The organism is Methyloversatilis discipulorum (genome assembly GCF_000385375.1).
Lineage (GTDB): Bacteria > Pseudomonadota > Gammaproteobacteria > Burkholderiales > Rhodocyclaceae > Methyloversatilis > Methyloversatilis discipulorum_A.
In genome coordinates, this window is the sequence record NZ_ARVV01000001.1 from 2,838,385 (window position 1) to 2,855,692 (window position 17,308).

15 protein-coding genes are annotated in these 17,308 nt (G+C 67.3%); 7 read left to right on the forward strand and 8 right to left on the reverse strand.

Annotated features, from left to right (window positions below):
• Positions 1-140 precede the first annotated feature (140 nt).
• Together trxB and METRZ18153_RS0113340 are read left to right on the forward strand one after the other, a co-directional pair.
• On the forward strand, positions 141-1,097 hold the full coding sequence (gene trxB / locus METRZ18153_RS0113335) for a thioredoxin-disulfide reductase (RefSeq protein WP_019917640.1): 957 nt from the start codon (positions 141-143) through the stop codon (positions 1,095-1,097).
• Positions 1,098-1,117: 20 nt separating this feature from the next.
• Complete coding sequence (locus tag METRZ18153_RS0113340) at positions 1,118-1,696, forward strand: Smr/MutS family protein (protein ID WP_020165190.1); 579 nt, start codon at positions 1,118-1,120, stop codon at positions 1,694-1,696.
• A gap of 22 nt (positions 1,697-1,718) precedes the next feature.
• Here the strand turns inward: METRZ18153_RS0113340 and METRZ18153_RS0113345 are convergent, their stop codons facing one another.
• A complete protein-coding gene (locus METRZ18153_RS0113345; RefSeq protein WP_019917638.1) occupies positions 1,719-2,057 on the reverse strand; it encodes a P-II family nitrogen regulator in 339 nt (112 codons plus the stop codon).
• Positions 2,058-2,288: 231 nt separating this feature from the next.
• Here METRZ18153_RS0113345 and METRZ18153_RS0113350 point away from each other — a divergent pair, with 231 nt between their 5' ends.
• Both METRZ18153_RS0113350 and METRZ18153_RS0113355 read left to right on the forward strand, forming a co-directional pair.
• Positions 2,289-4,142, forward strand: a complete 1,854-nt coding sequence (locus METRZ18153_RS0113350) for a S1 family peptidase (protein ID WP_020165191.1) — start codon at positions 2,289-2,291, stop codon at positions 4,140-4,142.
• Positions 4,139-6,484, forward strand: a complete 2,346-nt coding sequence (locus METRZ18153_RS0113355) for a tetratricopeptide repeat protein (protein WP_020165192.1) — start codon at positions 4,139-4,141, stop codon at positions 6,482-6,484. The genes METRZ18153_RS0113350 and METRZ18153_RS0113355 overlap by 4 nt, the downstream gene beginning before the upstream one ends.
• Before the next feature lie 40 nt (positions 6,485-6,524).
• On the opposite strand, the gene METRZ18153_RS0113360 is transcribed toward METRZ18153_RS0113355, so the two are convergent.
• Together METRZ18153_RS0113360 and orn are read right to left on the reverse strand one after the other, a co-directional pair.
• Positions 6,525-8,141 carry an NAD+ synthase gene (locus tag METRZ18153_RS0113360; RefSeq protein ID WP_020165193.1) on the reverse strand — a complete coding sequence of 539 codons (1,617 nt, stop codon included), beginning with the start codon at positions 8,139-8,141 and terminating at the stop codon, positions 6,525-6,527.
• Between the two features lie 4 nt (positions 8,142-8,145).
• A complete protein-coding gene (gene orn, locus METRZ18153_RS0113365) occupies positions 8,146-8,694 on the reverse strand; it encodes an oligoribonuclease (RefSeq protein ID WP_020165194.1) in 549 nt (182 codons plus the stop codon).
• 140 nt (positions 8,695-8,834) lie between these two features.
• Between orn and METRZ18153_RS0113370 the strand changes: the two genes are divergently transcribed.
• From METRZ18153_RS0113370 to rsgA, 3 genes are read left to right on the forward strand one after another with little or no spacing between them, the layout of a single operon-like run.
• Positions 8,835-10,067 (forward strand): M48 family metallopeptidase, encoded by a 1,233-nt coding sequence (locus METRZ18153_RS0113370; RefSeq protein WP_020165195.1) that lies wholly within the window; start codon positions 8,835-8,837, stop codon positions 10,065-10,067.
• A gap of 2 nt (positions 10,068-10,069) precedes the next feature.
• A complete protein-coding gene (locus METRZ18153_RS0113375; RefSeq protein ID WP_020165196.1) occupies positions 10,070-10,408 on the forward strand; it encodes a 4a-hydroxytetrahydrobiopterin dehydratase in 339 nt (112 codons plus the stop codon).
• A gap of 4 nt (positions 10,409-10,412) precedes the next feature.
• Positions 10,413-11,297: a ribosome small subunit-dependent GTPase A gene (rsgA, locus tag METRZ18153_RS0113380; RefSeq protein WP_020165197.1), complete on the forward strand. Its 885-nt coding sequence runs from the start codon at positions 10,413-10,415 to the stop codon at positions 11,295-11,297.
• 79 nt (positions 11,298-11,376) lie between these two features.
• Here rsgA and pelG read toward each other — a convergent pair whose 3' ends face one another.
• The 5 genes from pelG to METRZ18153_RS0113405 form a co-directional block, all read right to left on the reverse strand.
• Positions 11,377-12,747, reverse strand: coding sequence for an exopolysaccharide Pel transporter PelG (gene pelG / locus METRZ18153_RS0113385; RefSeq protein ID WP_020165198.1), 1,371 nt, complete (start codon positions 12,745-12,747; stop codon positions 11,377-11,379).
• Entirely contained in the window at positions 12,747-14,324 is a 1,578-nt protein-coding gene (pelF, locus tag METRZ18153_RS0113390; RefSeq protein ID WP_020165199.1) for a GT4 family glycosyltransferase PelF, read from the reverse strand. Before pelF ends, pelG begins: the two co-directional genes overlap by 1 nt.
• A gap of 66 nt (positions 14,325-14,390) precedes the next feature.
• Positions 14,391-15,392 (reverse strand): hypothetical protein, encoded by a 1,002-nt coding sequence (locus tag METRZ18153_RS0113395; RefSeq protein ID WP_020165200.1) that lies wholly within the window; start codon positions 15,390-15,392, stop codon positions 14,391-14,393.
• On the reverse strand, positions 15,382-16,773 hold the full coding sequence (locus tag METRZ18153_RS0113400; protein ID WP_020165201.1) for a PelD GGDEF domain-containing protein: 1,392 nt from the start codon (positions 16,771-16,773) through the stop codon (positions 15,382-15,384). Before METRZ18153_RS0113400 ends, METRZ18153_RS0113395 begins: the two co-directional genes overlap by 11 nt.
• Positions 16,770-17,297, reverse strand: a complete 528-nt coding sequence (locus METRZ18153_RS0113405; RefSeq protein ID WP_020165202.1) for a hypothetical protein — start codon at positions 17,295-17,297, stop codon at positions 16,770-16,772. Before METRZ18153_RS0113405 ends, METRZ18153_RS0113400 begins: the two co-directional genes overlap by 4 nt.
• Positions 17,298-17,308 lie beyond the last annotated feature (11 nt).

Here is a 17,308-nt window from a genome sequence, read left to right on the forward strand (position 1 = left end):
GCAGGAAACAAACTGCCCCAATATCTGTCATGTGTATCGGACCTGGTTCACAGGAACTTGAGGCCCGAAGGCAGTCGCCAGACTGATCGCTATAATCCTCCGCCACCCTCCACACCCAACAAAACGAACGGATTTCCGCCATGGCTGCACGTCACTCCCGTCTCCTCATCCTCGGCTCGGGGCCGGCCGGCTACACCGCCGCCGTCTACGCCGCCCGCGCCAACCTGAAGCCGGTGCTGATCACCGGCCTGGCCCAGGGCGGTCAGCTGATGACCACGACTGACGTCGACAACTGGCCGGCCGACGCCGAAGGGGTGCAGGGCCCGGACCTGATGGCCCGCTTCCAGCGCCACGCCGAGCGCTTCGAGACGGAAATGGTGTTCGACCACATCCACACCGCCCACCTGAAGGAAAAGCCGATACGCCTGGTCGGCGACAACGGCGAGTACACCTGCGACGCGCTCATCATCGCCACCGGTGCCAGCGCCAAGTACCTCGGCCTGCCGTCGGAAGAAGCGTTCGCCGGCAAGGGCGTGTCGGCCTGCGCGACCTGCGATGGCTTCTTCTACCGCAACCAGGACGTGGCGGTCATCGGCGGCGGCAATACCGCGGTCGAGGAGGCACTGTATCTGGCCAACATTGCACGCCATGTGACGGTCGTGCACCGGCGCGACAAGTTCAAGTCGGAGAAGATCCTTCAGGACAAGCTGTTCGAGAAGGAAAAGCAGGGCAAAGTGACGATACGGTGGCACAGCACGCTGGACGAGGTGCTGGGCGACAAAACGGGTGTCACCGGCATGCGCATCAAGTCCACGCTGGACGGCAAGACCGAGGACGTCGCGCTCGCCGGCGTGTTCATCGCCATCGGCCACCAGCCGAACACCCAGCTGTTCGAAGGCCAGCTCGACATGGAAGGCGGCTACATCGTTACCCAGGCCGGTCGTAACGGCAATTTCACCGCGACCAGCATTCCCGGTGTGTTCGCCGCCGGCGACGTGCAGGACCACATCTACCGCCAGGCGGTCACCAGCGCCGGCACCGGCTGCATGGCGGCACTCGACGCCGAGCGCTATCTGGACAGTCTGGGCCTCGCCTGAACCCGTGAGCGCGCGACTTCATGTCGTCGAAAAAGCGGCGTCACCCGAGGGCGCCGGTACTGCCCAGCGAAGAGGACATCGCGCTGTTCCGGCAGGCGGTGGTCGGCGTACAGCCGATCACCACTGACCGCGTACTGCTCGAAACGCCGCCACCCCGCGCCTGGCCGCTGCAGCGCGAGGCGGACGACATGTCGGTGCTGGCCGAGTCGCTGCGCGGACCGCTGTCGATCGACCTGCGGCTGGAAGGCGGCGAGGAGCCCTCCTTCCTGCGCACCGGGCTGACGCGACAGGTGCTGCGCGACCTGCGGCGCGGACGCTGGGTGTCGCAGGGGCAGATAGACCTGCACGGCGCCACGCGCGACGCGGCACACGACCTGGTGGTCGAGTTCCTGCACGACGCACACCGTCGCGGCATGCGCTGCGTGCGGGTGATCCACGGAAAAGGGCTGGGGTCGCCCGGCCGCGAGCCGGTGCTGAAAGGACTGGTGCTGGGCTGGTTGATGCACCGCCCGGAAGTGCTGGCCTTCTGTCAGGCCCGGCCGCACGAGGGTGGGGCCGGGGCACTGATGGTGCTGCTGAAACCGGCCGCCCGCGACTGAGCGGCGGCCGGCCGGCGCGGAATCAGATCGCTGCTTCGCCCGATTCACCGGTGCGGATGCGCACCACCTGTTCGACCGGCATCACGAAAATCTTGCCGTCGCCGATCTTGCCGGTGCGCGCCGCCTTGATGATGGCCTCGACCGCCGGCTCGACCGTCTCGTCGGCCACGATGACCTCGATCTTGATCTTGGGCAGGAAATCGACGACGTATTCGGCGCCGCGATACAGCTCGGTATGGCCCTTCTGGCGGCCGAAACCCTTTACTTCAGTCACCGTCAGGCCGGTCACGCCGACTTCCGACAGGCCTTCGCGAACTTCGTCGAGCTTGAAGGGCTTGATGACTGCTTCGATCTTTTTCATGCGGGAGTCTCCTCGGTGAGGCCGCGAAGTATAAAGGCTTATGAGCCTGCCGTCGGCACCCCCCGGAATCGGCGGCTCGCAGCGTCGTTCGCGGATCCCGTCCGCCGGGTGACCCATCGACAGGGACATCTGCAGCACTCAGTGATAAAGGCAACACCGCGGCCGACAATTACGAATGCCTTTGCCAAGCCGACGGCATAATGCGCGCTGTCGCCTGCGCCAGAGTCCGCCATGTCCGCCCTCACCGCCCCGCACCGCACGCTGCGCACGAAGACCGTCGTCCTGATTTCAGTCGCCATGATGCTGTCGGGGTCCGCCAACGCAGGGTCCGGCCCACGCGCCGTGTTCGAGCGCGCCTCGTCCAGCGTGTACGAGCTGCATCTGCAGGACGAGAACGGCGTTGCCGAGGCCGTCGCCAGTGCGTTGTCACTGGGCGGCGGTCGTTTCGTCACCCGCTGCGAAACCGGCTGGAACCCGCAACAGCACACCCTGCAGCTGCGCAAGGACAGCACGGTCCTCGTTGCTCGACTGGAGTCGCGCGACGCGCAGAACGCACTGTGTGCGCTGGTCGCCGACGGAGCCCGCAAGCTGCCGGCCCCCAGGCTCGCCGGCCTGCCATCGGCCGGGGACACCGTCTATGCCGTCAGTAACGGCCTGGGACTTGGCACCGGCATTTCGGAGGGCGTCGTGTCGGCAATACGCGGTGCCAACAACGAACGGCGCATCCAGTTCACGGCAGCCATCTCCCCGGGCTCCGAAGGTGGCGGCCTGTTCGACGCCAGCGGCGCGCTGATCGGCATGATCGAAACGTCCAGGCGCGAAGGCCAGAACATCAATTTCGCCATCGAGGTGCGCCAGCTTGCCGGCGTTGCCCAGCGCGCCGCCGTCATCGACGCGGCCGCCCAGGAACAGTCACGCCTTGCCGCCGAGGCCGAGCGCCTGGTCGCGGAGCAGAAATGGACCGAACTGCTGCAGCATGCCGATCGCTGGTCCAAGCGTCACCGCACGAGCGTGGACGCGCAGATCGCAAAAGCACAGGCCAACGAGGGCTTGAACAGAACGCCGGCGGCCGAGGCCGCCTATCGCGCCGCACTCGCGCTGGACGCCAGCCATCGCCAGGCGGCCTTCGGCCTGTGCCGCACCCTGATCGGGCAGCAGAAGACCGACGACGCGCTGACCGCTGCCCGGCGGCTGACTGCCGATTTCGGCGACGAGCTGGACGCGTGGCTGATGCTGGCTTACACGCAAGGGATGGCGAAACGCCTCGATGAAGCGGAAGCATCCTACCGTCACGCTCAGCAGCTGTATCCGTGGTCGAGCGGCCCGCTTGACGGCCTCGCCCACATTGCAGCACTCCGCGGCGACACCGCGGCGTCGCTCGACTATCGCCGGCGAGCGCACCACCTCGCGCGGAACGACACCGGCGCAGTGATGCGACTCGCCGACGCATACCTGGCCGCCCGGAAGCCCGAACGGGCGCTGGAGCTCATCCTCGGGCAAGGTGCGTCGGCGGATACCGATGGCGATCTGCTGTATTTCCGCGGCCGCGCCTTGGCGGCGCTCGGGCGCCCGCAGGAATCGTCGCGGGTGCTGAGGCTCAGCCTTGAGCACAAGCCCCGGTCACCCGCCTGGGTGTGGTCCGCCATCGGCGAGAACGCGTATGCCCAGCAGCGATGGACGGAAGCGATCGCGTCCTTCCGCAAGGCGATCGCGCTGTCGCCGGACGAACCCCTGTGGCGCTGGAGGCTCGGTCTCGCACTGAAGGACTCCGCACGTTTCGACGAGGCGATGGACATCTTCAAGCGCTGGGCCAAGGACTTCCCCAAGGATCCGGACGGCTGGCGACAGATCGGATTCGTCCACGCCAGCACGAACCGGAATGCCGACGCGGTGAAATCCCTGGAGCACGCCATCTCGATCGACCCGTCGCAGATCCAGGTATGGCAAGCGCTGGTCGAGGTCTACTACAAGCTCGATCGCCACGAAGACGCCCGCCGGGCATACGGCCGGCTGCGCGAACTGGACCGCGAACGCGCCGAACTTGCCTACCTCTGCTGCATCGTGCCGCTGGAGATCACGCGATGATGCGCCGCGCCCTCATCCTGCTGCTCGCCACCCACGGCCTGCCGGCCTCGGCCGACACACCACCGGCGGCATCGGTAAAAGCCGCACTGTCCGGGGTGGTGACCGTCCGTGCCATCGACATCGAGGACCGTATCGCCGGCGAAGGCAGCGGTGTGGTTATCGCACGCGCGACCGTCATCACCAATTGCCATGTCATCCGCTACGCGAAATCGATCTCGGTGAATGACGGCAACAAGACCCACAGCGCCCGCTGGACCCTCGGCGATGTCGAGCGCGATCTGTGCCTGCTCGAAGTCGACACGCTCGACGCGCCTGCGGTCGCGCAGCGGGCGGGCGCCACGCTCGCTGTCGGCGATCGGGTGCATGCGATCGGCAACCCGCTCGGCCTGGGTGTCTCGGTCAGCAGTGGCCTGGTATCCAATCTGCTGACGGGCGACAGCGCCCCGATCATCGTCGTGTCGGCGTCGCTGTCGCCGGGCTCCAGCGGCGGCGGCCTGTTCGACGACCAGGGCCGGCTGGTCGGCATCACCACCGGCACCATGGTGGCGGGACAGAACACCAATATCGCGCTGCCGGTCGAATGGATCGGCGACCTCGCCCAGCGAGGAACGGCGCCGCCGCCACCCTTCGTCGTACCCGAGGCCGAACCTCGCTGGGCGGAGGAGGCAGAGCGGCTGCGCTCGTCGGGAGACATGGCTGCCTTGGCCGAATGGTCAAGCCGCTGGATCGACGCACTGCCCGATACGTCCGAGGCCTGGCGCCTGCGCGGGCTGGCCAGGATGAACCTCGGCCGCTACGACGAAGCCGAGCGCGACCAGCTGCGCGCACTCGAACTGCACGAGCGCAACGCCGCCGCCTGGGTCGAACTGGCCGACGTCCGGCTCGTCGGCAAGCGCCCGGCGGAAGCGGCGGCCGCATTTGCACGCGCCAAGGAGGCCCAGCCCCTTTCCGGCTACCCGTATCGGGTCGAAGGCCGATGGCGGATGCGGCAAGGTGACGCGCGCGCCGCCCACGAACTGGCGAATCAGGCCATCAGGCGCAGCCCGAATGACGACGACGCCTGGGCGCTGCTGGCGGAATCGCATGACGCGCTCGGCCGGCCAGCCGAAGCCGCACGTGCATGGCGCATCGCCCTGCGGCACCAGCCGGGGCAGGTGTCGTGGTCGGCCGCACTGGCGCGTTCGCTGAAGGCCGCCGGACAGACCGACCAGGCGCGCGCGGTGCTCTCGACCGCAAGTTCCGGCAGCGAAAACGTGGCCACACTGATCGCGCTCGCGCACGAATCGCTGGCGCAGAGCCGTTATACCGAGGCCGAACAGGCGCTGGGCAAGGCACTCGCCATCGCACCCGCGTCCAACGATGCCGCGGCGCCGCTGGGCGCCCTGCTGATGGACAGCGGACGTGCAGAAGAAGGGCGGAAGATGATCGACGCGGTACTGGCGCGCGATCCGGATCATCGCGAAGCGCAGTTGAGCCTTGCCCGGCATCTGGCGAACACCGGCGACCGCGCGGGGGCCGCGAAACTGCGTCAACGGGTCGTTGCGCGCCACCCCGATGACGCAGCGGCCCTGCGCGAGCTGAATCAGGTGCAGAGCCAGCTCGGCGACTGGCCCGGCGCACTTGCCAGCGCTCGCAGCCTGGTCCGTCTGCCCGGCGCCGCCGCGCCAGACCAGATCGCGTTGAGCGAGGCAGCGCTGCGTGCCGGACTGGTGGACGAAGCGCGCACTGCGCTGACGCGCGCCGAGGCGGCCGCGCCTGAAAGTCTCGAAGTGCTGCTCGCCCGCTGCGCGCAATACGGTCGCGAACAGGATCACACGCGCTCCCTCGAATACGCGACGCGCGCAACAAAGCTCCATCCCACTGCCGGTCCGGCCTGGAGCAGCAAAGGCTATGTGCTGATTCTGCTCGGCCGCCCGGCAGAGGCGGTGGAAGCGCTCGAAGTCGCGGTGCGGCTCGACCCTCAGACCGTCAACGGCTGGATCAATCTGGGCCACGCACTGATGTTGAAGCGGGAAGTCGGCCGCGCGATCGAGGTGCTGGAGCGCGCCGAGCAACTGGCACCCGAGTCGCCCGACGGCCAGTTCTTCCTCGGTCAGGCCTACGGACAGAACAGGCAGTTCGCCAAGGGCATCGCGGTGCTCGACCGCCTGACCGCGCGCTACCCCGGCTTCCTGAACGCCTGGCACGTGAAAGCACTCGTGCACGCCAATGCGCGCGACGCCGCCGGCCTGCGCAGCAGCTACCTCGGTTTGCGCCAGCAGAACGTCGCCGCAGCACAGTCACTGCGTAACGACATCCTGACGAAGATGCCGGATTTCGCGGCGGCGGTGAGCGATCCCTGAGCCCGCGAGCGCGGGGCGCCTCACCCGCTCCGCAATCGCCTCAGTCCTCGTCCCGATACCGATTCGTAATCGGATACCGCCAGTCCTTGCCGAACCCCCGCTCCGTCACCCGCACGCCCGGCGGTGCCTGACGGCGCTTGTACTCGTTGCGCTTCAGCAGCCCGATCACCCGTTTCACGTCGTTCTCGGCGAAGCCGGCGGCGATGATTTCGCGCGGCGACTGATCGCGCTCCATATAGGCCTGGATGATGGCGTCGAGGATTTCGTAGGCGGGCAGGCTGTCCTGGTCGGTCTGGTTCGGGCGCAGTTCGGCCGACGGCGCACGGGTCAGGATGTTGTCCGGGATGTCGTGGCGCTGGCTGTTGCGCCAGGCGCAGAGGTGGTAGACAAAGGTTTTGTAGATGTCCTTGATCACCGCGAAGCCGCCGGCCAGGTCGCCGTAGAGCGTCGAATAGCCGACCGCCATTTCGCTCTTGTTGCCGGTGGTGAGCACGATGGCGCCGGTCTTGTTGGACAGCGCCATCAGCATGATCATGCGGGCACGGGCCTGCACATTCTCTTCGGTGGTGTCGGCGGCGGCGTCGCCGAACAGCGGCTTCAGCATCTGCTCGAAGGTCTGCATCGCGGGAGCGATCGACACTTCGTCGTAACGCACGCCGAGATTGCGCACCAGTTCGCGCGAGTCGTCGAGGCTCATCTGCGCAGTGTAGGGCGACGGCATCATGACCGCACGCACGTGCTCGGCGCCGATGGCGTCGACGGCGATGCACAGCGTCAGCGCCGAATCGACGCCACCTGACAGGCCGATCAGCGCCGACCTGAAGCCGTTCTTGCCGAGGTAGTCGCGCACGCCGAGCACCAGCGCTTCGTAACAGTCCTGTTCGACGGTGGTCTGCCGCGGCAGCGGCTGGGCAACGATGTCGCCGGCGCTGAATTCGACCGTGGCGAAATGTTCGCGGCAGTGCGGCGCGCGCCAAGCCAGGCGACCGCGGCGGTCGAGCGCGAACGAGGCGCCGTCGAACACCAGTTCGTCCTGGCCGCCGACCAGATTGCAGTAGACGACCGGAATGCCGGTGGCAAGCACGCGCTCGGCCACCACCTGTTCGCGGGTGACCGGCTTGTTCAGGTGGTAGGGCGACGCGTTGAGCACGGCCAGCAGCTGTGCGCCGGCAGCTGCGGCGGCTTCGGCCGCGCCCGGCTCCCACACGTCGGCGCAGATGTTCACGCCCACCTTCACGCCCTCGACGTCGATCACCAGCGGCTGCGTGCCGGCGTCGAAGTAGCGTTCCTCGTCGAACACTTCGTAGTTCGGCAGGCGCATCTTGAAATAGGTGGCCTCGACGCGGCCGCCACGGATCACGCTGGCGGCGTTGTACCGGCACTCGCCGCTCGCGTGCGGGTGCCCCACCAGCACAGCCAGATCACGCGGTGCCTCGGCAGCGATGCGGGCCAGCGCGTGCGCGCAGGCGCGGTGAAAGTCCGGGCGCAGCAGCAGGTCTTCCGGCGGGTAGCCGCACAGCGCCAGTTCGGGCGTCAGCAGCAGGTCGGCGCCCTGCTCCGCCGCGCGGTGCGCGGCGTCGAGAATGAGCGCGGCGTTGTGGTCGAGATCGCCGACCACGCAGTTCAGTTGCGCAACGGCGATGCGAAGGGTGCTCATCGCCTCACTCCATGCGCAGGAAGTGTTCGCGGTAGAACTTCAGTTCGTCTATCGATTCGTAGATGTCGGCCAGCGCCTCATGCCGCTGCGCCTTCTTGAACTGCGCGGCCAGTTGCGGCCGCCAGCGCTTGCACAGTTCCTTCAGCGTCGACACGTCGAGGTTGCGGTAGTGAAACCAGGCTTCGAGCGTCGGCATGTGGCGGGCGAGGAAGCGCCGGTCCTGGCAGATCGAGTTGCCGCAGATCGGGCTGGTGCGCTCGGGTACGTACTGGCTGAGGAAAGCGATCATCTGCGCGGCCGCTTCGTTCTCGTCCAGCGTCGAGGCGCGCACGCGTTCGGTCAGGCCTGACTTGCCATGGGTGGCGGTGTTCCAGCTGTCCATGCCGCCGAGCACTTCGTCGGACTGATGCACCACCAGCACCGGGCCCTCCGCGATCACTTCGAGATTGGCGTCGGTGACCACGCAGGCCAGTTCGATCACGCGGTCGTTGTCCGGATCCAGTCCGGTCATTTCCATGTCCAGCCAGACGAGATGTGTGAGGTCCTGTGCCATAATCGAGAAAATTTCCAAGCGGGATTAATGCGTTCGTCCGAACGCGGATCGGCCCGATTTTGTCACACTCGCGTGACCTGGACTGAGTCTAAATTGACTCTGATCCTGACCGGAACCGCATCCACCCGAGGCAACCCACCATGCTCACCGAAATCTTCGTCGCCGCTCTCGTGCTGACCACCGGCGTGCGCCTGTGGCTGGCCACCCGTCACCGCGCCCACGTCGCCGCCCACCGCAGCGAAGTGCCGGTCGCCTTCCGCGAAGCGATTCCGCTCGATGCCCACCAGAAGGCCGCCGACTACACGGTCGCGCGCGCCGGTCTCGGCCGCGCCGACGTCGTCATCGGCGCGCTGTGGCTGCTGGTGCTGACGCTGGGCGGCGGCCTGCAGTGGATGTTCGATCTGGCCGGCCGCCTCGCCGGCGACGGCATGGTGCGTGACCTCGTGTTCATCGGCATCGTCGCCTTCGCCTCGTCGCTGATCGACCTGCCGGTGCTCATGTGGCGCACCTTCGTGATCGAACAGCGCTTCGGCTTCAACAAGATGACGCTGGGCATGTTCTTCGGCGACCAGATCAAGCACGGCCTGATCGGCGCCGCCATCGGCGCACCGGCGGTCGCCGCGGTGCTGTGGATCATGGACAGCCTCGGCGCCGCGTGGTGGGTGTACGCCTGGGCCTTCTGGCTCACCTTCAGCCTCGCCATGATGGTGCTCTATCCGACCTTCATCGCACCGCTGTTCAACAAGTTCGAGCCGATGCCGGCAGGCGAGCTGCGCAGCCGCATCGAGGCGCTGCTGGAACGCTGCGGCTTCCGCTCCGACGGCCTGTTCGTGATGGACGGCTCGCGCCGCTCGGCGCACGGCAACGCCTACTTCACCGGCTTCGGCAAGGGCAAGCGCATCGTGTTCTTCGACACCCTGCTCAACCGCCTTGGCGGCGACGAGATCGAAGCGGTGCTGGCGCACGAGCTGGGCCACTACAAGCACCACCACATCTGGAAGCGCGTCGGCTGGATCGCCGCCGGCAGCCTCGCCTTCTTCGCCCTGCTCGGCTGGCTGGTCGACGCGCCGTGGTTCTTCGAACAGCTGGGCGTATCGTCGCAGGGCGATGCGATGGCGCTGACGCTGTTCGCTCTCGTAATACCGGTGTTCAGCTTCCCGCTGTCGCCCATCCTGTCGCTGATGTCGCGCAAGCACGAGTTCGAGGCCGACGCCTACGCCGTAGCACAGACCCGCGCCGACTGGCTGGTCACCGCGCTGGTCAAGCTGTACCGCGACAACGCCTCGACGCTGACGCCGGACCCGCTGTACTCGCAGTTCTACGACTCCCACCCGCCGGCCGCGCTGCGCGTGGCGCGGCTGCAATCCACCTGACGATGACCGCACAAGAACTCGCACAACAACACTGCACGCCGCAAAAGGGCGCCCACCGCCGCATCGAGGACGAGGCGCTCGCCGCGGCCCTGAAGGACCTGCGCGGCTGGATCGAAATCGACAAGCACATCGCCAAGGACTTCCAGTTCACCGACTACGCGCAGACCGTCGCCTTCGTGAATCAGGTCGCCGCGCTGGCTGCGGCCGAAGATCACCACCCGGACATCATGTTCGGCGCCAACCGCGTACGCGTGGTGTTCACCACGCACAGCGTGCGCGGTGTGTCCCTCAACGACCTGATCTGCGCCGCCCGCATCGAGGCGATGCGCGACGCCGCCTGACGGTTTGAAAAAAACTCTGCAGCCGGCCGCCCGCATCGTGTCGGCCCACGGCCGGCACTACGTTGCACGGCTGGAGGACGGGCGCGAACTGCAGGCCTTCCCGCGCGGCAAGAAGTCGGACATCGCCTGCGGCGACCGCGTGCTGCTCGACATCCAGGGCGAGGACCAGGCGCGCATCGCCGAAGTGCTGCCGCGCACCAGCCTGCTCTACCGCAAGGACATGTGGAAGCAGAAGATGGTCGCCGCCAACGTCGATCTGGTCGCCATCGTCGTCGCCACCGAACCGTCGTTCAGCCCGGAACTGATTTCGCGCATCCTCGTTGCGTGCGAAGCGCAGCAGCTGCAGACGCTGATCGTGCTGAACAAGTGCGACCTCACCGCCTCGCTCGACGCCGCCCGCGCTGCGCTCGCACCGTTCCGTGCGCTGGGTTACGAGGTGCTTGAGATGAGCGCGGTCGAAGGCGCGGACGCACTGCGCCCCTTCCTGCGCGATCACACCAGCGTGTTCACCGGCCAGTCCGGCATGGGCAAGTCGACGCTGGTCAATGCGCTGGTGCCCGAAGCGCGCGCCGCGACGCGCGAGGTGTCGCAGGCACTCGATTCGGGCAAGCACACCACCACCTACGCAAAGCTCTACGCGCTCGACGGTGGCGGCGCGTTGATCGACAGCCCGGGCCTGCAGGAATTCGGTCTCGCCCAGCTCGACGTAAACGACCTCGAACAGGCTTTCCCGGATTTCCGTCCGCACCTGGGCACATGCCGCTTCCGCGACTGCGCGCACGACAGCGAACCGGGCTGCGGCCTGCGCGACCACGTCGCGCCTGACCGCCTGGCGCTCTATCACCTGCTGCGCCACGAAATCACCACGGCAGCTGCCCCGCAGTACTGAGCTGCAAGATTCAAGCGGCAAGAAAATCCGGAGCCCGCGCGTCTTGAACCTTGCAGATTGAATCTTGCAGCTTGCCTCTCTACTGCAGCATGAAAGTCTCGTACTCCAGCCGCCCCAGCTTCCGGTCCAGCGCCCACAGGCCCAGCGTCAGCGTCAGCAGCACCGACAGCGCGTAGCCATAGCCGTAGAAGCTGGCACCGAGCTGGAATGACAAGGCAGTGAAGGCGATGTTGGACAGACAGAAGAAGCCGCACAGCGCGAGAATGATGCGGCGCTGGTCGAGGTAGAAGAACACGTTCAGCAGCGCCAGCAGACCGACCTGCAGGCTGGCGGCCAGGGTCTGGATGTAGAGCAGAGGCAGGTTCAGTTCCGAAATCTCCAGCACCGCGAACACCGCCGGACCGGCGACGATGGCGGCCAGCATGGCCAGCGTCTGGATCTTGCCGATCTCGGCCAGCCCCTGGCGGATCGAGTACACCATCTCGTCTCGCATGTCCTCGATGTACTCGAGCGAACCGCCGGTGCGCACCGCGTCGAAGAAGCGGTCGTAGTACTCGACGAAATCGGTTTCGATGCGCACCAGGAACACCGCCATGCCCGGAATGATGGACAGATAGGCCATGAACACCGGCAGGTCGTAGATGACCGACGCGCGCAGCGGTCCGATGATGGCGTCCGACGTTTCCGGCCAGCTCCAGAACATGAACTTGTCCACCCAGACGCCTAGGTTGTACAGCAGGCCGATCAGCATCAGCGACGGATAGCGCGTCTCGCGGCGGGCGAATTCGTAGGAAATCGTCATCCGCGAGCGGTAGTGCCAGGCGGTGATCATCCACATGCCGACGAACAGCACGAAGTGCCCGAGCACGAATCCACCCAGCAGGCCTTCGAGCCCCCACGGCCGCGCCGCCAGCGCCGACAGCACGGTGACCGCGTAGCCGAGCGCGTACAGCAGCAGGATGGCGCGGTACATCTTCAGGCCGGACAGGAAGATGGTGGCCACCCAGATGCCGCACAACAGCACGAAGCCCGCCAGCATCAGCAGCCGATAGGACACCGACAGGCCGGCGAACAGCGTGAAGGCGAGCAGCAGCCCGACCACGCCGGCAACGGCCAGCACCCACAGCAGCAGGCCGTTGAAGTTCGACATCACGAGGTCGTCGCGCTTCTCGAACAGGCGGTCGGAAATGAAGCGGGTGAAGGCGAGCTGCACCAGGCCGGTCAGGATGAGCGAGCTCGAGATCAGATAGGTGACCGACACCTGGAACTGGGTGATCAGGAATTCCGGCACCACCACCGCGCGCGACAGCAGACCCACCATCAGGATGCCGACGATGGACAGCACCCACGGTCCGGAGCCGATCACGCCGGCGTAGCTGTAGGCCTGGACCAGCCCGAGCAGACTGTCCTTCTTCAGCAGCTTGCGCAGTTCGAAACCGATGCCGGCCATCAGCGCGCTCCGTGTCCGAACGGGCAGCCGCCGGCGCCGCGCGTGTCGCGCGCCAGCGCTTCGTCATAGACGGCGCGGTAGCGGTCGAACATCAGCGCGTCGCTGTAGTAACGCTCGACGCGAGCGATGCCCGCATGCTGCGCCGCCTGCCAGGCCGCACCGTCGTTCAGCAGTTCGAGCGCAGCGTCGGCCAGCGCCTGCGGGTCGGCGATGCCGACCACGCGGCCTGCGGCACCCAGCGCCTCGTCCTCCTCGCCCAGACCGTACATCAGCTGGCGGCAGGAGCCGACGTCGGTCGACACGGCCGGCACGCCGGCTGCATAGCCTTCGAGCAGCACCAGCGGCAGCGCCTCGGAAATCGACGACAGCACGACCAGACCGATCCTGGGCATCAGCTCGTCTATCTTCTGCATGCCGAGAAAGCGCACGTTGTCGGACAGGCCGAGGCTGTCGACCAGGTTGCGGCACTCCTCGGCGTATGCCGGATCCTCGTCGGCCGGACCGGCGATCCAGCCCTGCGCCTCGGGCATGCGATTGACCACGCGACGCATCGCGCGCACGAAGGTCTTGATGTCCTTGATCGGCACCACGCGGCCGATCAGGCACAGCACCGGCGGCACGACGTCCGGCCGCTGCGCGCGCAGCGGCGCCAGCCGCTGTATCGCCACACCGTTCGGAATGTTGCGCGTGCGCGCTGCGTCCGCGCCGTCGGCCACCTGACGCAGCCGGTTGGTTTCGTACAGCGCGATGATGGGGTCGGCGGCGGCGTAGGTGATGCGTCCCAGCCATTCGAAGAAGCGTATCCACAGCTGGCGGAAGTAGCTCAGCTCCGACGCGTCCTTCTGGAACACGTTGCGGTTGTCGCGTATCCACTCGTTCTGGTAGAGGTCGATCTTGCGTTCCTTGGTGTAGATGCCGTGTTCCGACAGCACCAGCGGACGCCCGGTCGACTGCGCCAGCATGGCGCCGAGAAAGCCGGCGTAACCGGTCGACACGCTGTGATAGACCTTGGCCGGCACCAGCGTGTGTGCGATGCGGGCGAGCTGCCACAACGGCTGGTGCATGATGCGCACCGTCCAGAAGTAATCGACGAAGCTCGGGTCGCTGCAGTACTTGCGGTAGCGGTCGGTAACGATGTCCCACGACGCTTCGCTGCGCAGGAAGGCGTCGAGATCGATGCGTCCGCCGGGCCGGATGTCGCGGCAGGCTTCGGCGAACAACGCCTCGACGTCAGCGCCGCCATGGCGGAAGGATTCGTGCAGCGCCGCCATCCGCTCGAAGGCCTGCGCGTCGCCGGCCATGCCGGATTTGCGGTCGTGGGCACTGGCGCCGCCGCCGAGGTCGTCGTGCAGGTAGTGCGCTTCCAGATGCACGACGTTGTCCGGCAGCGCATAGCGCATGTCGCCGTAGTCGCTGCGCCGGCTGCCGATGAAAACGACGGCGAAACGCAGGTCGGGGTGGGCGCGGATGATCTGGTTCACCCAGCTCGACACGCCACCCGATACATAGGGGAAGGTGCCCTCCAGCAACAGCGCCACGTCGACGCCCTGCTCCGCGCGGCGGATCACCTCACTCACTGGATGTTCCTCCGTCGCTGCCGCACGAAGGGAGGCTGCGGTCGAACCGATCGATCAGTGCTGCACTCATGCCTGCCCCCAGAATTTCAGCACCGGCTGCAGCCGCGACAGGCCTTCCCAGTCCTGCATCGTCTGCAGCAGCGCGCGCACCTGCGTGAAGTCGCGTCGCGCGAACGCCAGTTCGGCCAGATAGGGCACGACGCGCGAAGCGGGCAGACCCAGTTCGCGCGCACGCCGGTAGGCCGCATCGGCCTCCTCCAGCCGTCCCATCTGCTGCAGCAGTCGGCCGTGCTGCAGATGCAGCGCCGGGTCGTTGCCGCGCGTCTGCAGTGCGATCTCGCTGTAGCGCAGCGCCTCGCCGACCGCATAGTCGAGCAGGTCGCCCTGCACCAGCCCCTGATAGATCAGCTCCCAGTAGAGCGCCGCCAGCTGATGCGCGACGCGGCTGCGCTGTTCGCCGTCGCGGCTCGCCGCGTAACGCTGACGCGCCTCGTGGATGTCGGCGTTGAGCCGCTTCTCGCGGCTGTCGAGCAGGCCGTAGGCGAGCAGGCGCAGGTCGTCCTCCGAATCGCCGAGCAGTTCGCGCAACACCGGCGAACCGATGCGCGACGGCGCGTGCGACAGCGCCACCATTGCGCGCAGACGCTGCGGCACCGGTGCGCGTTCGTTCTTCAGGAACTGACGCACGCCGGCTTGACGGAAGCCGGCGGCCGACTTCTCGCTGCTTTCGTGGATGTCCAGATCCGGAAGCCGCACCGCCGAGAAGCGCTGCGGCGCCTTCAGCCGCGGCAACAGGTGGCGCATCAGCGCGCCCGCCAGCACGCCGACGAAACCGAGTACCGGCACGAAGAAGATGCAGCTGAACAGCAGTGCCAGCACGCTCGTGCGCGGCTTCGAGCGGGCCGGCGGAATCAGCGCATAAACCGCCAGCGCGAGCATCAGGCTGGCCGGCGCGTGTGCCGCCAGGTAGGCGGACAGCGCGAGATCCGGCGCCTCGATGTTGCCGAGGCCGTAGAAGGCGGTCAGCTCGGCGAGCAGCGCAGCGAAGGCGAGTTGGCTACTGCCCATGTCGCACCTTCAGCACGCCGCTCAACAGAGCAACCGGCTCGACCTGATCGAGCATGCTGATGCGGCTGCCGACGCCGCTGTCGTCCAGTCCGCTGCCGCGGTGCTGGCGCAACCAGCTGTCGATACGCGCCAGATAGCCTTCGACCGCGGCGCTGCCGGCCAGCGGCATCAGCGTCAGCAGACGCGGGCGGTCATCACCGTCGACGCGCCACACGACGTCGAGCGAGCGCTGGATGCGGGCGATCTGCTGCATCAGCTCACGCCCCTCATCGCCCGCCGGAAATTCCAGCGTGACCAGCGCGCTGGCGACGCCGGACTCGACGCGGACGCGCCACATGCGTGCCATTTCGAAGGCGAATTCGAGCGGGCAGTCGGTGAAGCGCGCGCGCAGCGGTGCCGCCAGCTCGCTCGCCGACAGGCCGTCGGCGTAGTAGCCGAGCAGCAGGTTCAGCATCTGCAGCGTTTCTTCGTGCAGCGCGAAGAAAGGCATGCGGTCGACCACCAGCAGCGCCCGCATCGAACCACTCATATCGCTCAGCGGTGCCACCACCAGATAGCGCGAGCCGCCGTCGGCGCGCTCGTCGTCGAGCGCCACGTGCGCCAGCCGGCGACGCTCCAGAGCGAAGCCGATCAGCGGATCGCCGGCATCGATGTCGAAAGGCGCGCCAAGATAGGTCGGCGCGCCGCCATCGGGGCGGCCGTCGGCATCGACCGGCAGCAGAGCCGCGCGCTCGATCTGGCAGTACTGCGCGACCAGACGCAGCAGGTCGGATGCGCCCGGCAGCGCATCACCGGCTGCGCCGGGGGCCGAGGCCAGCCCGCGCAGACTCACCAGCGCGTCGCGCATCGACACCGGGCGCGAAATCAAGTCCTGCTCCAGCCGGTCGTGCGACAGGCGCAGCAGGTAATGCTGGTGCGTCAGATACTCCAGGCGCTGCTCGAGATAGGCCTGCACGCTCTCCGCACGGCGCACGCGATTGCGCCACAGCGACGAGAATTCGCCGCAGATCATCACCGTGATGAGCCAGCCGAGGAAGTACAGCTTGGGCAGTTCGCCCAGCGCCACACCCAGTTCGCCGAACACGAACCACGCGGCGAAAACGATGGCGCTGGCGGTCAGGCCCGGAATCGGCCCGTAGCGCAGCGCCACCAGCACCGGGCCGAGCCACACCCAGGCGAACTGCGCCCGCAGGAAGAAGGGGTCGAGCGGGTTGAGCCAGAAAGCGAGCAGCAGCGCGAGCAGCGGCGTGGCCAGCGTCTCGGCCACGGCCGCCGCACCGGCACCGGACGCGGTCGGCGTGAAGCGCGCCATCAGGCGCCGCAGCAGCGGCTCCTCGGTGCGCCGGATGACCGGCTTCTCGCCGGGCGAGCGGTCGTTCATTTCAGCGCCGGCACCAGCAGCGACTTGATCAGTTCCTGCGCCACCGCGGCCAGCGATTCGCGGCTCCAGCCGCTCTTGCCGCCAACGCCGCTCCACAGCACGCGACCGCTGTCGACCTCGACGATCTGCAATGCGATGCCAACCGCCGGCTCGCCATCGACGCCGACCTTGTAGCGCCACTCATCGACCGTACCGGTCACGGCGTAGCGCGCGCCCTGCGCCTTCGCCCACTCGATCGCCTTCGTGTCGTCCTTCGCCTGCCCGGTTTCGAACAGGTTGTCGCGCTGCAGATCGGACGGATAGCGCTGCACGTTGGCGACGCCGAGCGCGCGCAGCAGATTCTCGGTCACCGCTTCGGCGCGCTGGCCGGCAAACGGCGTTTCGGTGGCGTTGCTGAAGGGCAGCAGCACCCAGGCCGCCGACTTGTCGGCGCCGGACGGCGCCGAGTGGTCGATGACGGCGCAGCCGGCGAGCAGCGCCAGCGCGGCAGCGAGGCCGGCGATGTAGTTGATCAGGCGTTTCATGCGAACTCTCC

Bases quoted from the DNA above. Each gene is read 5' to 3' on its own strand.
- trxB (WP_019917640.1), top strand. From the start codon at position 141: ATGGCTGCACGTCACTCCCGTCTCCTCATCCTCGGCTCGGGGCCGGCC.
- METRZ18153_RS0113340 (WP_020165190.1), top strand. From the start codon at position 1,118: ATGTCGTCGAAAAAGCGGCGTCACCCGAGGGCGCCGGTACTGCCCAGC.
- METRZ18153_RS0113345 (WP_019917638.1), bottom strand. From the start codon at position 2,057: ATGAAAAAGATCGAAGCAGTCATCAAGCCCTTCAAGCTCGACGAAGTT.
- METRZ18153_RS0113350 (WP_020165191.1), top strand. From the start codon at position 2,289: ATGTCCGCCCTCACCGCCCCGCACCGCACGCTGCGCACGAAGACCGTC.
- METRZ18153_RS0113355 (WP_020165192.1), top strand. From the start codon at position 4,139: ATGATGCGCCGCGCCCTCATCCTGCTGCTCGCCACCCACGGCCTGCCG.
- METRZ18153_RS0113360 (WP_020165193.1), bottom strand. From the start codon at position 8,141: ATGAGCACCCTTCGCATCGCCGTTGCGCAACTGAACTGCGTGGTCGGC.
- orn (WP_020165194.1), bottom strand. From the start codon at position 8,694: ATGGCACAGGACCTCACACATCTCGTCTGGCTGGACATGGAAATGACC.
- METRZ18153_RS0113370 (WP_020165195.1), top strand. From the start codon at position 8,835: ATGCTCACCGAAATCTTCGTCGCCGCTCTCGTGCTGACCACCGGCGTG.
- METRZ18153_RS0113375 (WP_020165196.1), top strand. From the start codon at position 10,070: ATGACCGCACAAGAACTCGCACAACAACACTGCACGCCGCAAAAGGGC.
- pelG (WP_020165198.1), bottom strand. From the start codon at position 12,747: ATGGCCGGCATCGGTTTCGAACTGCGCAAGCTGCTGAAGAAGGACAGT.
- METRZ18153_RS0113395 (WP_020165200.1), bottom strand. From the start codon at position 15,392: ATGGGCAGTAGCCAACTCGCCTTCGCTGCGCTGCTCGCCGAGCTGACC.
- METRZ18153_RS0113400 (WP_020165201.1), bottom strand. From the start codon at position 16,773: ATGAACGACCGCTCGCCCGGCGAGAAGCCGGTCATCCGGCGCACCGAG.
- METRZ18153_RS0113405 (WP_020165202.1), bottom strand. From the start codon at position 17,297: ATGAAACGCCTGATCAACTACATCGCCGGCCTCGCTGCCGCGCTGGCG.